This is a genomic window from Wolbachia endosymbiont of Cruorifilaria tuberocauda, from assembly GCF_013365475.1.
GTDB lineage: Bacteria > Pseudomonadota > Alphaproteobacteria > Rickettsiales > Anaplasmataceae > Wolbachia.
Genome location: NZ_CP046579.1, coordinates 785,671 through 801,709, shown reverse-complemented (window position 1 = coordinate 801,709; position 16,039 = coordinate 785,671). Strand labels below are relative to the sequence as shown.

Genomic DNA, 16,039 nt, shown 5'->3' with positions numbered 1-16,039 from the left:
GAGTAATATATTGCAAGCAATAATAGTAACTTTCTTAGAGATTTTGAAAAATTACAGCACTAATGATAGAAGTCTGATCTTCCAATATTTCTATCACGATAATGGTATCAATTCTTTGTTTGGCAAATATAGTAGGACTAAATAATAACGGTTATTAAAGCAGAGAAAATAAAAAAATAGAAATAGTATGGTCTATTAGCTTTAGATAGTAGCTGTAATTTGTGTTGCTTTCTATAAGTTTTATGTCTTTTCCTCTGTTAAAGAAACAAAGCTAGAAAGTCTACAGAGCAAATCTCACATGTAGAATCTTTGAGATGTCAGGAGAAAGACTGAAGAGAAACAAATGAGGTATAAAAATAGATATCTAAGTTCCTAATTGTGAATTTCAATTCCCTTATTTCATGCTGATTAGAAGTGAAGTTTTTCCTAATTTATTCTGTAATTGCAGCTTAATGAAATAAGCACCCCCACTGTCTGGCAGTATAAGGTTTGTAGTCTCATCCTTCTCTTCTAGGTTTAAAGCCATATAAATATTATGGCTTGAGTATCTGTCCAAAGAAATGTTATCTAGTAACAAACAGTAGAGAATCCAGAAAAATAAATAAAAATGTTTCTTTAATAATTATATTAACTATAGCTGCTAAAAAATCTTTAAGTAAAACAAGATAAAGTATATTCTATAAGAGAGAATTTCCATTTCCTCGTTCTGCGAGTTAATTTTCTTTGCTTCTTGAAACAACTATAGCTGTAGGACTTATGATCTAAAAAAGTTAATAAAGACGAAAAATATATGTGGTGCAAAAATTAGATATAAGATACTAATAATCAGTACTTCGATCATTAACTTGTAAGATTAAAGATAATAAAATATCTAGGTATTAGGTAGAACGTGATTAATGAGGTTCTTAAGTGATTTTAAGGAAAACTTTAAATTTCTAGAAGTCATAAAAGTTCATACAGTTATTATGTAAAGTTTTATTCACCATAGTAAATTTGCTTATAGTAGTGTTGATTAGAAATAGATGGAGAAGATTTTGAGAAAAGGAAGCTGCAATATTGGGATGATGAAAAGAAAATTTTTAGAACAAGCAATTAGAGTAAACCATGCTGGAGAGTATGGAGCTGTTTGTATTTATTCTGGTCAAAAATTTATTCTTAAAGAATCTTCTATAATCAATAGAATAATTGAAATGGAAGAACAAGAAAAGAAACATTTTCACTATTTTAGTCAGGAGATTAAAAAGAGGAAAATTCATCCTACTATTTTATTACCGATTTGGCGTATATTGGGAGTATCACTTGGTGTTGCAACGGCCATTATGGGTGAAAAAGCTGCCATGGCTTGTACTGCTGCAGTTGAGGAAGTAATTGAAAAGCATTATAAAGAGCAAGTTTTACATTTAGAAGATGATGAATTAAGAGAAACTATAAACAAGTTTCGTGATGAAGAGTTAGAGCATAGGAATATTGCAATTAAGTACAACGCTAAGGACGTATTTGGCTATAATGTTTTATCTTCATTCATAAAAACAGGTTGTAAAGTTGCCATTTACTTATCTAAGTTAATTTAAGTGGTTTCTAAATAGCCGCTAAAAATATATATTATATAATTGTTTACTCTTAGTAAGAGGTAATTTATGGATTTGAGTAAAATAACTGTAACAGCAGATGTAATAAATGTGATGATTGAAATAGGTGCGAATGCTAAACCTATAAAGTATGAATTTGATAGGGAACTTGGATTATTGCAAGTCAACAGATTTTTATCTACTACAATGGTCTATCCTTGTAATTATGGATTTATACCAAATACCTGTGCAGGTGATGGTGATCCTGTAGATGCTTTAGTATTAACCCAATATCCCTTGACACCTGGTGTTTTGATACCAGTACGTCTAATAGGTGCTTTACTTACTAGGGATGAGAAAGGAGAAGATGAAAAAGTATTGGCTGTACCTATCTCCAGTGTTGATAATTATTATGATAATATAAAAAACTATTCTGATTTACCTAAAAATCTGCTGGATAAAATTACCCATTTCTTTTTACATTATAAAGATTTAGAGAAGGGAAAAACAGTAATAGTTAGTGATTGGGTCGGTATGAAAGAAGCTAAAGAGATTATTGAGAGTGCTATTGAGTAAAACTTGTTTGTGATGAGAACCAATTTTCAATTATTTGGGTAATAAAGTATCGTAAAATATTGCTATTAAAAGTGTTAGACAGGTTATTAGAGGCCTTGGTATTATATATGAGCTTTGTTCCAAAATTTGGAGAGGTGGCCGAGTGGCTGAAGGCGGCGGTTTGCTAAACCGTTATATAATTAAAAGTTATATCGAGGGTTCGAATCCCTCTCTCTCCGTATATTGCTGCTAATGCATAATTGTCCACTTTAGTCATTTTATATTACTTAGGTATGTAACCTAAATTATACTGAATCCTTGTTGATAGCTTTTAATGTTGTAGTTGAGTTGTTTCTATACCTTTATTAATAGAGCTAATATAAGTCAAGGCAAGCATTAGTATTTTATATGTATAAAATATGTAGTATTTTGTTCTCTTCTAAAATATGGAAGTCGGGCTATGTTTTTCTTGTGAAAGAAAATTGTAAACTCGAGAAGCTTGGTCTAGAAGAAATGTTAGTTTTAGTGAACAATAAAAGTAGTTTTAAACAGGTAATGATTAGAAATAAAAGCAAAGGGCTTGAAAGATTAAGTTTATGCACAGATATATAGTTGGTGTTACAAATTTAGTAAGAACATTGTTAAAAATAGAGTAGTAAGTTTGATGGCTATGAGAATAGAAAAATTGCAATTTTCTTGGATAGCTTAATGAATGCCGATTGTGCTGCATTTGCAAGACTTTTATAAGAATACATGTTTTATTTTTGTATCATGCTAATATTGCTGTTACAAAATTCATAATTTTCCTTTATTTCTCATATTCATTTTTAATATAGATTAATTATTCTATTGGTAATACTTTTTAGCTAAGCTTCTAATAAAACATTTATGAAGAGTATTTTGTACTTTATATCATTATTTTTCTTATTTAGCTCAGTGAGTTTATTTGCTATAGGTCAGTTTGAAGAAAAGAAAATCAATATAAGTAAGCCAATTAGTCCTTTACTTGGAGATATAGGTGTTGTGGAGCATCTAAAACAAGTTTTACTACAAAGTAAGATTCGACAGGGAAATGTCTTGGAGCCATTCAAAAATGCAGTTGATAAGTTAGATATTGAACATATACAGAATATCAAAACTAGAAAAACAGGAAGTAAAGAAAGGCTACACTATAATAAGAACAAAACTTTTGCAATTGAAAATGATGTAAATTTGGCAAAGAGGAATAATAAAGTTTTACTGGATTTTAGCTGGGATCTGTTAAAGAGAAGTAAAAATTGGACTACTCTAAATTTACTTAATTCTATTAACATAGGGGTTAGTAAAAATTTAACTTTCCTTGCAAGTACTAGTCTAAGTGAAAATCCAACTTATTTGGAGGGGAATATACAAATTAATAGGGAAGTTGATATTGAAAAGAATGAACATTTTGGAAATAATATAGACGAATTGTTAGAAGAGAAAAAGTTGCATGCCTTAGTTGCAGAAGGAGTGAAGGAATTAGATAAAGGCTCTGATATAGATGGAACTATTCCTAATAAAGATGAGAAAAGTAAACGTGAGGAAGAGAAAAATTTACAAAAGTGGATAAAATTAAGCAGAGAATCAGCGAAAGGATGGCATTATAAAGATGCACAAGATAGTGCAATATACAAGAAACAATATGGTCTGCTTAATGAGCATCTTCCAACAGCCGTGTCTGTTACTGACTATAGTAAGCAGCTTTTTTATTGTGTTAGAAAGAACAATTTAATTTGCTTAAGAGGAATAATGAGTAAATTAGAAAAGCTTGAGTTAACAGTTCAAGAGGTGCTGAAGTTTAGAAATAAGCTGGGAGATACTCCTCTAATTTATGCTGTCAAGCAAGGAAGAATAGATATAGTGCGTTTCCTCTTATTACAAGGTGCTGACCCTAGAGTGATTAATAACAATCTTCAATCTCCTATTAGTATAGCGATTGAAAGAGAACGAGTTGACATAGTAAATGCGATTGCTGAGATGATGCCATGTTTTTCGGAATCTGAAGGAATAGGCAATAAAGGAGAAGACTTAGAGATGCATAATTGGTCTATAAAGGCAAAAGAAGATAATAAATTTTGTTATAGCAAAAAAAGTGATTAAGTTTTTGGTATTGATTTTTGCCTGTCATTTGTGCTATGGGTATGTGGTGAATAATATAGAAGATCCTGTTGATAATTTTTTGAGTACTTTACATGAGGTAAAGTATGTATCTTATAGTAAACAAGACTTTGCTAAATTTCTAATGAAGTGCCATAAAGAAGGTATACCAGAAGACTTTGGGAAAAATTTTGGCCCTAACTTAAGTGGAGCTGATTTTAGTGGGTTGTACCTAAATAGATCCACATTTGATGGGGTTAATCTAGTTGGATCTGATTTTTCTTACACTGATTTGTCAGGTGTATCTTTTATTAAGGCTGACTTACGTGGGGCTAATTTTTCCAATGCTAATTTACAAGGTGTAAGAATAGAAAATACAGACTTAAGTTTCGCAAAATTTGTTTATACAAATTTGACGGATATTATATTGACTCAATCTAATGTTAGTTATGCTGAGTTTATCAGCTCTAATCTAAGAAAGGTTAGAATGCACAACATAGCTGGGATACATACTAACTTTTCAAATGTAAAAATGAATTTTTCTAGTTTATTAAACTCCGATATTGGTTACGTAGACTTTAGTGATAGTGAAATAAGTAATACTGTTGTGCAAAAGAGTAATCTTGATAATGCGATTTTTTTTGGAGTTGATTTACATGGATTAAAAGTACAATTTTCTTCATTAGAGAATTCTAATATATATGGTACAGAAATAAAGGAATCAGATTTTACAGGTAGCGATCTTTCTAATGTTCGCCTTAGTTCTTCTATCATAACTAACAGTAACTTCAATAAGGCTAATTTAAGCAATACACAAATTTCCTATGTCAGTAGTAATAATTCAAGTTTTGTGCAATCTATACTGAATGGTTCTAAAATAAAACACTTATATGCTTATGAAGTTATCCTTCGTGATGCTGATCTATCTAACATTGATTTCAGTTCTAGTGAACTTGACCAAGTGAATATTTCTGACTCTGACGTCCGTTACGGGAAATTTAATAATGCTAAAGTTACAAATTCTAATATGAACGGTTCTTTTTTTGATTATTCATCATTTACCTCTACAGAGATAAAAAATATAGATCTTTCAAAGGTCTCAATGTATAAGGTTAAGGTAAAAGGCTCCCAAATTGATGAGTCAACCCTTTCCCATAGCATTAGTTCTAGTGAAATAGAAAACCCAGTGTTTGCTAGTTCAATAGTGAAGTAGTTCAGGATCTCTTAACTAGGAGTATCTAATTCAGGCTCTATTAAGAATAGCTTCAAATCTTCTCTGCTTAATAGTAATGCTTTTAAAAAGATAAGCTTTTTTTCTCAGTAATTCAGTAATCGATAATGCACATTTTTATTCTTCAAGTGCATGTAGATTCTACTGTTGATACTTGCTGATAGATTATAGGTTTTGCCATTCAATTTTAATTGCTAATAAATAGCAGAAAAAACTTTAATTGAAGGGTTACAAGAAGAAATATTGCAAAGCAAAGGATTTAATATAAATTACTCTCTTTGAGTTTAAAAGCATGAATCTGAAAAATGCTTGTTTTTCTTGTTCAAGATTAAGCGGAACGAAATTTATAAATATTAATTTAAATAGCTGAACCTTTAAAAAGGCTGATTCGCCTTGTGCTACTTTTAGTAGCTCCTTTCTAAGGTTACTAATCTATTGAATTCTAGTTTTGTCTGTTATAGCCTTTTGGAAGCCGACCTAAAGAAAGAATGAATTCTGGAAAGTTTATAATTTAGTGAGTGAGGAATTTATGATATTCTTATTAAATTACTTTTTAAAATGGCAAAAAAGAGTGAATGGTATACTGTTAATTCTATCTTCTCCCTCTGGGACAGGAAAGACTACTGTATTAGAGAGGTTATTTAATCAATCAACTAACCTAGTTAGATCTATTTCTGTAACTACACGTAAACCTCGTCCTGGTGAAATAAACGGGAAAGACTATTTTTTCGTCACTGAGGAAAGGTTTCATGAATTGTGCAAGTCTGGTAAAATGCTTGAGCACGCTAAGGTCTTTAAAAATTTTTATGGTATACCAAAGGATTTTATAAAACAAAATCTAAACAATGGAGTAAGTGTCTTACTGAGTATAGATTGGCAAGGAGCATTTCATTTGTTTAAAATTATGAGAGAAAAGGTTGTGAGCATTTTTATGCTTCCTCCCTCAATAGAAGAGCTTAGGCTACGTTTGCAAAAACGTAATGCTGATAGTGCAAATGAGATAGAGTGTAGACTAGCTGAAGCTCAAAAGGAGATAAGCAAGAGAGATAAATATGATTACATAATAATCAATGATGACATTGATAAAAGTGTGAAAGAAATAAGCTCTATATTAGAGAAAGAAAAGCTAGAAAGATCAAGAAGAAAGAAATCAAATAATAGATTTGTTAAAATATTTTCAAGTTAGTCTTCAATATTATATGCATTTTTTTCCCTTTCTAATTTCTCTTGCTCTTCAATGCAATATATAGCAAACGGATTAGCTTTAAGTCTTTCAGCTCCTATTTCTTCTCCTGTTCTTTCACAATAGCCGTATGTGCCCAATTTTATTTTTTTTAGTGCATCTTTGATTTTTTCTTTTCTCTCTTTTCTGAGCTTAATTAATCTTTCATTTCCATTATCTTCGTCAGAATAGTATGCACTTTCTTCTAGTTGATGCTTCTCCATCTCAGCAAGCATTGATTGCAGTTTTAAACTGAAGTATTCAATCTGTTTCACACTCATATATTCTTCATTTTCTGATGGAGCATAGTCTTCTGGTAACTTTATTTTTGGTAATTCTTTCATGATTTAATCGTTTATTAAGTAATCAATATACTATCTCAAAGCAAACACTATAATTTATAATAAATCTTTAAAAGCCTAGCATGATCAGCTCAATAAGAAGGTTAGTGGCAAGTAATAGTGATCTCATCTATGTAATATGTATCTTCATTGTAATGTTAAGTTTATCTTCACTCACACTTGGGAATGACAGTGAACAAGAAACTATGTTAGCATTGATATGGATATGTGCTGCGTTTGTTCTGCAAATCTCTACAAGCAATTTATTTGCTCCTGATTATCGTGATGGAATATTAGAGCAGATCTTTATACAACCGTTTTCCTCTAAGCTTATGATTATTTACAAAATTTTTATTCACTGGGTATTATTTGGATTTCCGATTGCAGTAATTTCTTTTGTATTTAGCTCCGTAGTTTTAGGCACTGGTGTTAAATACTCGATGATAGTTGGTTTGTCTTTATTACTCAATATGCTGATAGTAATTAATATCTCAGCTACTGGGAATGCATTAATGATTGGTCGAAATAGTTTCTTAGCATCAGGAGTACCACAAGTCCTTATTTTACCAATCATAATGCCAACTTTTGTGTATTTCAAATTGCTAGTTCAGTTTGAAAGTTTATCTCTGAGTATTCATACATTACTTATTACTGCTTTAATTTTTTTAATTATGATGATTAACAGCACTATAGCTGTCTATATGGCATTAAAGTTTGCTATAGAACAGGACTAAAAGTTTCTCATTCCTATGAAAAAAATCTATTTTTAGTAAAGTCTAAACTTACTAAATATATTTCTGTAGATTCAGATCTACTTGATCTTGGTTTAAAGTATTTTACTATTTTGAATATTTTTTTTAATTCGTTACAAAAGTCCATATCAGATTCACCTTGAAAAACTTTTACTACAAATTTGCCACCGCAGGCTAGGCAATAATTTGCAAGATTAAGTGCTAATTTACATAAAAACATGATCCTAATATGATCTAATGATCTTACACCACAAGATTCCGGAGCCATATCAGACAGAATTACGTCAAATCTTTGATCCTTAAGTCTTTCTTTTAAAATTTCAAGCTCATTTACAATATCACACTTTATGTACTCTACTCCATCAATCAAGTTGACTTGTTTTGTATCAATTGCAACTACATTAGCTCCTTTCTGTGACGCAACTTGTGACCAACCTCCAGGAAAAGCACCAAGGTCAATGACTTTCTGCCCTCTTTGGAATAATTTAAATTTATTATCTATCTCTATCAACTTGTATGCTGAGCGTGATCTATAGCCATCCTTGCTGGTTCTTTGCACATATTTATCATTTAAATGACGACATAACCATCTAGTTGAAGATATTTTCCGCCCTTTAGCTGTTTTTACTCTAGTTTTTATTGCTGTACATAAAAATCATCTATTACCGATTATAGCTTTTAGCTCTTTCTTGACTACTCTTTTACTAATGTGTATGAGTACTTTCTTAACTATTCTTGTAAGTTATTGTTTTAAATGGATGTAACTTATTCTTAATAGTAGATTTACTTTGAATATTTTGAAGTTCTCTTTAATCCTTTTTGCATCTTTCTAAAACTAGCTGATTATTACTTTGTCTTATATACTGCTGTTACCTATTTCATTATTATTACTGGTCTTAATATTAAACTATATGCAGATGTTCCTTCTCCTTTGAATTGGTTATACTATTTGAATTAACATTATAGCAAACCATTTTATCGTTCAATTATCATTGATATCTTTATATACTCTTATAAATTTGATGTTCTCTTCTAAAGAAGGTACAAGCACGTTATCACCTTTTCTTTCTCTATTTTGCTTTATCACATTATCTGCTTTGTTTTTGACCTGATGTAACTTTTGTGTTTTTCTAGGTGTTTTTTATAAACTGATTGAAAGCAATTAGTAATTAAGTGAAATACAGTGCTACTACTATATCAATAGTAATGAAGTAAAGTAACTCCTTGTTTAAGTCAATTTAAGTTAATCTAACAAAGCCTATTGCAATTCAACCAATTGACGTATAAGCTTTAAATAAAGCCTATGAAAAAAATGGAAGTTTGTTATTCGTTTGACGATATACTTCTTTTACCAGCTCATTCTAACATATTACCTTGTGATACTGACACAAAGACCTATCTAACAAATAATATAGAACTCAACATTCCTCTTGTATCCTCTGCAATGGACACTGTTACTGAATCAGACTTTGCAATAACTATTGCACAACATGGGGGAATAGGCTGCATACATAAAAACTTATCGATAGAGGAGCAAGTTTCAGAGGTAAAAAGGGTAAAAGAGTATGAAAGCTGGATCGTATACAATCCAATTACAATTTCACCAAATAAAACAGTTGCAGAAGCAATTTTACTAATGAGAGAACACAATTATTCTGGCATTCCTGTAGTTGATCAACATAAGTTAGTTGGTATTCTCACTAATCGAGATGTAAAATTTATTGAAGGCCGAGGTATAAATATAAAAGTTTCTGAGGTAATGACAAAAGACAAGTTAATTACAGTCCGTGAACAAGAAGTAGACAGTACTTCAGCAATGAGGTTGCTACACGCGAATAGAATAGAAAAGCTTTTAGTTATAGACGAAAATTCTTGTTGTATAGGACTAATCACAGTTAAGGATATCGAAAAATATAATAGATATCCTAATTCATGCAAAGATAGTAAAGGGCGATTAAGAGTTGCTGCTGCAATTGGTACTGGTAAAAAGGATGGCATCGAAAGATGTGAAGCTTTGATCGGGAAAGAAATTGATGCGATTATTGTAGATACTGCTCATGGTCATTCCGAAAATGTTATTAATACTATTAAGGAAATAAAAGCTATGTACCCAAATATACAGCTAGTAGGTGGAAATATTGCTACAAAAGAAGCTGCTGAAGCTTTAATTGATGTAGGAGTTGACGCAGTAAAAGTTGGTATAGGGCCTGGGTCGATCTGTACAACAAGGATAGTTACTGGTGTTGGTGTCCCACAGTTTTCCGCAATTCAGAACATTGCAGAAGTATGCAAGGCAAGAAAAATAAGATTAATTGCTGATGGTGGTATAAAATGCTCAGGAGATATTGCAAAAGCTATTGCAGCAGGTGCTGATTCTGTAATGATTGGTTCACTCTTTGCAGGTACTAATGAAAGCCCAGGTGAGGTTATCACATGCAATGGCAGAACGTACAAAAGCTATCGAGGGATGGGGTCTATTAGCGCAATGAAAAGAGGCTCAGCTAGCCGTTATTTTCAGAATAAAGATTCAAAACTAAAATTAGTACCACAAGGAGTAGAAGGGAAAGTTCCATTCAAAGGTCCTGCTTCAGAGGTAATCCATCAGCTAATTGGCGGATTGCAGGCTGCAATGGGTTATACTGGTAACAGGAATATAGAAGAAATGAGAAAAAATTGCAAATTTATCACTATCACTGCATCAGGATTAAGAGAAAGCCATGCTCATGATATAGTTATCACACAAAACGATCTAAATTACACATATCAAATACCTAATTCATCAGTATCTGATTTAGAGTAAAATTCATGTGATCGCGCCTCTGTTTGTATCGAAATAACAATTCTCATTTAGTCTAGCCAGAATAACTATTGAATGTTTGCTAAGTAGAAGAAAAAATGAATATAATTTCGGTTTCTACTCTTTTCTCATAATAGATGCCAATAATTTTTTTCATGATGCTTATCCAGGAGTACTTTCTAAGTTTAGAAAAACTTAAAAGACACGTATAAATCTATCAAAAACATCGTGTTTTTACCTAGTTTACTACTAAGTTTAGGTTAAAAAATTTTAAAAACAGATACTGATACTGTTAGCTTTAAAGAAGTAAGTTGCTGAAATTGTTAAGTAAATTCTTTATTCAGCTACTTCCTAACGTTAACGATTGCCTCACAAAATACCAGTACAGTTGCTATCAAGATACTCTCTGATCATCTTCAAATCCTTCCAAGCTAAACGTTTCTGTGCTGGTTGACGAAGTAAGTAGGCTGGATGGAACATAGCAACTGTAGTAATTGAATGAAATAAGTATTGATTAGTATAAGCATGAAACTTACCACGCATGGCAGATATAGTTTCTGTGTTGTTAAGAAGGCTATAGCATGCAATTCCTCCTAATAAGATCAGAATTTGTGGTGAAACTAGTACAATATGCTTCTCAACAAATGGCTTACACATGTCAATCTCCAAATCAGTTGGTTTCCTATTACCTGGTGGACGCCAAAATATAACATTGCTTATATATACTTTAGTACGATCTAGGTTTATTGCACTTAACATTCTATCAAGCAGTATTCCACTCATACCACAAAATGGTATGCCTTGTAGATCCTCATTCATACCTGGAGCTTCACCAATAAGCATAATTTTTGCATTTGGATTACCATCAGAAAAAACAGTGTTAGTGGATGTCTTTTTTATCTCACAACCTTCAAATGATGAAACTGTATTTTTTAATTCCTCTATACTATTACATTTACTGGCAAGTTTTCTTGCTTCAATTACACGGTCACTTGGAAACATGAATTGCCGTTTTCTTTCTTGATCCCTCCTATCAACATCATTGGACTGTATAAGTTTATCACTTCTTTCTTCTATTTCTTTTAGAGAGCAATCAATACCTTCCTCATGGTAAAATTTTAATAACTCAAGATCTTTATCACTCATATCGCCTCTTAACTTTTTGTGCCTTCCTCATAGCCATATTGTGCTTCAATCTAGATAAATGTTTAATATATAATATACCATTCAAGTGGTCTATCTCATGCTGAATACATCTTGCAAGCCAACCGCAAGCTTTCAGTGTTTTTACCTCATTATTTAAATTTTTATATTTCACAGTCAGGTACTTTGGACGCTTAATTTCATAATTTTGCTCAGGAATTGAAAGACATCCTTCTTTGAGAATTATTTGTTCATCAGACAATTCCATAATTTCAGGATTAATCATACAAAACTTACCTATCGACTCATGCCCTGCTGATCGACTTTCGATATCTTCTAGATAGACATCCATAACAAAAACTCTTTTTAACACTCCAACCTGTACTGCAGCAAGGCCAAAACCTTCCGCATTGTACATAGTTTCAAACATGTCATTTACTAATTCTATGATTTTATCATTTATATCATCTACTTGACTGGCACGTGTGGTTAACTTTTCATGTGGGAAAATTAGAATTTTCAGTTTAGACATAATACTATAATTTTACTAGTTTTTCTTCCCATTCTATCCAATATTTAGGTATAAAAATGTTGATGCATTTCTACAACAGAAATATAAATTAAAAGCAATCCATAACTTAAATGATATTCTATAATTAATCAACTACTGTATTCTACAGTAATAATAAAACCAAAAAAAATATTTTTTGTTTTAGATACAGGTAGAATAGAGATTATTCCTAATTGTTGAGATCAGTAATAACTCAGATATAAAATGGCAGGAACAGGTTACAAAATTGCAGAAGATATAGCAGATCAGTAACTGATATGCAAGGGATACAACCGACTCCATTCCATCAACTATAGGTATTGCTGAAAAGCATCAAAAAAATCATAGAACAAGTATGTGTTGAAGTTGCTGGATGTGAAATTTCATCTTTCAACGTACAAATGAAATTATAGAAGATAATCATAAAATTTCTGACAGAGATATAAAACTTGTAGTTTTCCAAACATTTGAAAAGTATAATGATAGCGATAAGTATGGCTAGTTGTGTTGCTTCTGCATATTCTGTGGGATTTACTTTCCTATGCTAAGATGAGAAAGAGCTCAGAACTGCTATTGTTGATATAGATGGTTACACTGTAGTCAGAATTCTTAAGGAGGTAAGGTTATATATGCAAACAGCATTCCAATAGGAGTTGTTCATATTACCTGAGACATAGCTTATGAACTATGTACAAGCATAGAATATGCAGGGCATATAAAAATATTGCATGGTAACACTGCCATAACCTTGATAGATAAAACTGAATACATTATGATCCATAAATATGGAGATGATAAACTAACTCAAGTATCTAAATACAAGCTTATTGATATTATAAAACCAAGAGTTGAAGCAATGCTTGAATTAGTAAAGGAGCAATTTTAAAGGCAGAAAGACTAAATTAATAAAGCAGTTCTTATAGGAGAAACTAGTCAACTTATAAGTATGGGAGAGATCGTAAGTTACATATTAATAAACAAATACTGGATACCTTGAGTCTTTTTCGGCCCTTAAAGAAACAAATGCGATAAAAACCAAGTATTTTCTGCTGCTATAGGTTCTATAAAGCTTATAATTTGATACTTTTCTTTTATGAGAAGGACCCTGAAATGCTTGTCACGATAACAAAATAAGAAAATTTTAACATTTGGTAAAATCAAAAATCATAGAATACCTGGGTATACTATTGCACATACAGTGCATTAAGTAATAAAACCTCTAAGCCAAAAGTAGTGAATATAATTAGCGCATTCAAGTACACCAACTCCTTCTAAAATACTAAACACTTTGCTTTCTGTTCTTACCAAGCAGAATTTTTATTCTAATGACTTTTCCTATAACATGGCTGATCTTTTAGATCCTTTCAATGTTTTAAGAGGACTTCACAATTCTTATCATCTATATATAACATTAATCATACCAGAATTAGTACATTGTTTTCATGTTCATGAGTTCTATTAGAAAATAGAACCATCTTAATTTTCTATTACCTGAATTAAGAGTCATTTTTAGTTTACCATTAATATGTAATATATCAATTGTCAATTACATAGTAGATGCATCATTTCCTTCATACTTCTTAACGCACCATATTCTAATCTCCAAATTCTGAGTTTTGGGACTTTTTCAAAGTAATAACACTCTTCTCTGAACATTTTATACAATAAAACTCGTTGCCTCTCTTCGCTATAATTTCTTCTTTTTATCATTATTTGATACCACTGTATAACTTGCTCTAGGTATAATAAGCAATCACTACGCTTTCATTTGAGGTTTGATTTATTCTGCTATGATACAAATCTAAGATTTATTTACTAACACATTATACCTTATGAAATAAGTTACTTAAAAACAAAGAAAATTTAACTTTCCTTTCCCAATTTTTAAAACTTAAACCTTGCCTTTTTGATTGAGACTTACATCTTTTATTAATGTTCTATCAATAATATTTTCCTTACTGCTTGCTTTTTCTTGTTATATAACATCACATCATATATTAATCCAACACAGCTTACCAAACATTATTTTACCTATGCAAGATTTATAATTTTTAACAACTCGCTTAACATTTTCATAGTTTTACATTCACAAAATATTCTATACCTACTCTAATCTTCCGCTCTCATAAAATCTTTTTCCATTTTCTTTCCAGATTTGTTTATATCATCACACTTAATTGTGAATTACTTGTTTCTTCTAAACGCTCTATTTTCACATAAGGCTTCTATACTTCTCGCTTTCTTAACCCCTCTTAACTCGCATTTGTTACTTGCTCAAACATTGGTAATTGCTATATTTTGGCTTTACTTAATAAATTTAAGGCGAAGCATTTTTCTCTATCATTATACTGATACAATTTGTAAAACCAGTAGCTAAATTAAAAAATTCTGATTACAATTTACTTTGCACTTGAAATCTATGCTAAGAATTGCCATAGTAGGTCTACAGAATGCTGGCAAGTCAACCCTATTTAATAGGCTAGTAGGGAGAAAAGCAGCAGTAATAAGCAATATTCCAGGAATAACAAGAGATAGACGTGAAGAAGTAGGAAGAATTAGTGATTTGGAATTTACAGTTATAGACACAGGAGGGTGGGATGACAGAACTAATTTCTCATTACAAGTTATTGAGCAGATTGAGATTTCTTTATTCGACTCAGACATAATTTTCTTTCTTGTTGATGCAAAAATACAAGATGAACAAAATAAGAAGTTTGCAAAATGGCTGAAGAAAAAAACAAATAATCCTATAATACTCATAGCAAATAAATGTGAAAGTCACAGATCTAAGAATGTCGACTACCTACAGTTTTTTGATTTCATAGGTCCAGTATACATCTCAGCTGAGCACAACCTTGGCATGATTGATCTTTATGAAGCGTTGTCTGGCGCTATTAAAAATCTAAATCAAGACACTGAATTACCAGCTGATAAGTCCAGTAAGCTTAGAATTGCAATAATTGGCAGTCCAAATGTTGGGAAGTCAACCTTTTTAAATAGTTTACTAGCAGAAAATAGACTAATAACAAGTTCAGAACCAAGAACTACACGTGATTCTGTGGACATTACATACAATTACAATGGAGAGTTAATTACTCTCATTGACACTGCAGGAATCTACAAAAAAGTGAATATTACAGACAACTTAGAATCAAGATTCATGAAAAAAAGCATGGAATCAATAAAGCGTTCTCATGTGGTAATTTTAATGATAGATTCCATTATTGGGGTTGAGCAGCAGAGTTTATCAATTGGCGAATTTATAATAAAAGCAGGAAAAGGAATTATTATTGTTTTAAACAAATGGGATTTAATAAATAAAGATGATAGGAGCAAATTAATAAAATTTGTAAAGCAGCAGAAAATAACTCGGCTATCCCTGGAAGTTTCAATTATAACAATTTCTGCATTAAAAGGTATACGTTGCAGTCATGTGATAGATAAATGCCTTGAGATAAATCAATTATTAAACAGGAAGATTGGTACTGCAAAGTTGAATAAGTGGTTAATTAGTGCTTTGAATAATCATCCTCATCCGCTTGTAAAAGGTAGAGCGATTAAAATGAAGTATATTGCCCAGATTGGTACTAAACCTCCTGCCTTTTCTTTAGTATGTAATATACCTGAAGGTATAGATGAGAGTTACAAACGATACTTAATTAATAATCTCAGGAAGAGTTTCTTTGGTAAAAGCGTGCCAGTTAGGCTACTCTTGAGAAAGAATAAAAATCCTTACGTAAAATAAATATTCTATTCTATATT

The 16,039-nt window shown here is 31.2% G+C and carries 12 protein-coding genes and 1 tRNA gene; 9 read left to right on the top strand and 4 right to left on the bottom strand.

The window, feature by feature from the left end; all coding sequences use genetic code 11:
- The first annotated feature begins 1,022 nt into the window (after positions 1-1,022).
- From GOY13_RS03195 to gmk, 6 genes are all read left to right on the top strand, one after another.
- Complete coding sequence (locus GOY13_RS03195) at positions 1,023-1,571, top strand: demethoxyubiquinone hydroxylase family protein (RefSeq protein WP_246214300.1); 549 nt, start codon at positions 1,023-1,025, stop codon at positions 1,569-1,571.
- A gap of 66 nt (positions 1,572-1,637) precedes the next feature.
- Positions 1,638-2,144: an inorganic diphosphatase gene (ppa, locus tag GOY13_RS03190; RefSeq protein WP_175814355.1), complete on the top strand. Its 507-nt coding sequence runs from the start codon at positions 1,638-1,640 to the stop codon at positions 2,142-2,144.
- A 128-nt stretch (positions 2,145-2,272) separates the two neighbouring features.
- Positions 2,273-2,362: transfer RNA gene (locus GOY13_RS03185), tRNA-Ser, on the top strand.
- Between the two features lie 649 nt (positions 2,363-3,011).
- Entirely contained in the window at positions 3,012-4,244 is a 1,233-nt protein-coding gene (locus tag GOY13_RS03180; protein ID WP_175814354.1) for an ankyrin repeat domain-containing protein, read from the top strand.
- Positions 4,237-5,454: a pentapeptide repeat-containing protein gene (locus GOY13_RS03175; protein WP_246214299.1), complete on the top strand. Its 1,218-nt coding sequence runs from the start codon at positions 4,237-4,239 to the stop codon at positions 5,452-5,454. The genes GOY13_RS03180 and GOY13_RS03175 overlap by 8 nt, the downstream gene beginning before the upstream one ends.
- Positions 5,455-6,001: 547 nt before the next feature.
- The gene (gmk, locus tag GOY13_RS03170) at positions 6,002-6,658 is read left to right on the top strand and encodes a guanylate kinase (protein ID WP_175814446.1); all 657 of its coding nucleotides are present in this window, start codon (positions 6,002-6,004) and stop codon (positions 6,656-6,658) included.
- On the opposite strand, the gene GOY13_RS03165 is transcribed toward gmk, so the two are convergent.
- The gene (locus GOY13_RS03165) at positions 6,655-7,038 is read right to left on the bottom strand and encodes a TraR/DksA family transcriptional regulator (RefSeq protein ID WP_175814353.1); all 384 of its coding nucleotides are present in this window, start codon (positions 7,036-7,038) and stop codon (positions 6,655-6,657) included. The two genes, gmk and GOY13_RS03165, sit on opposite strands and share 4 nt — an antisense overlap.
- 80 nt (positions 7,039-7,118) lie before the next feature.
- Here GOY13_RS03165 and GOY13_RS03160 point away from each other — a divergent pair, with 80 nt between their 5' ends.
- A complete protein-coding gene (locus tag GOY13_RS03160; protein WP_175814352.1) occupies positions 7,119-7,769 on the top strand; it encodes a heme exporter protein CcmB in 651 nt (216 codons plus the stop codon).
- Positions 7,770-7,782: 13 nt separating this feature from the next.
- Here the strand turns inward: GOY13_RS03160 and GOY13_RS03155 are convergent, their stop codons facing one another.
- Positions 7,783-8,346, bottom strand: a complete 564-nt coding sequence (locus GOY13_RS03155) for an RlmE family RNA methyltransferase (protein WP_175814351.1) — start codon at positions 8,344-8,346, stop codon at positions 7,783-7,785.
- 744 nt (positions 8,347-9,090) lie between these two features.
- Between GOY13_RS03155 and guaB the strand changes: the two genes are divergently transcribed.
- On the top strand, positions 9,091-10,587 hold the full coding sequence (gene guaB / locus GOY13_RS03150; RefSeq protein WP_175814350.1) for an IMP dehydrogenase: 1,497 nt from the start codon (positions 9,091-9,093) through the stop codon (positions 10,585-10,587).
- A 366-nt stretch (positions 10,588-10,953) separates the two neighbouring features.
- On the opposite strand, the gene GOY13_RS03145 is transcribed toward guaB, so the two are convergent.
- Positions 10,954-11,730: a uracil-DNA glycosylase gene (locus GOY13_RS03145; RefSeq protein ID WP_175814349.1), complete on the bottom strand. Its 777-nt coding sequence runs from the start codon at positions 11,728-11,730 to the stop codon at positions 10,954-10,956.
- On the bottom strand, positions 11,723-12,259 hold the full coding sequence (def, locus tag GOY13_RS03140) for a peptide deformylase (RefSeq protein ID WP_175814348.1): 537 nt from the start codon (positions 12,257-12,259) through the stop codon (positions 11,723-11,725). Before def ends, GOY13_RS03145 begins: the two co-directional genes overlap by 8 nt.
- 2,437 nt (positions 12,260-14,696) lie before the next feature.
- Here def and der point away from each other — a divergent pair.
- Entirely contained in the window at positions 14,697-16,022 is a 1,326-nt protein-coding gene (der, locus tag GOY13_RS03135; protein WP_175814347.1) for a ribosome biogenesis GTPase Der, read from the top strand.
- Positions 16,023-16,039 lie beyond the last annotated feature (17 nt).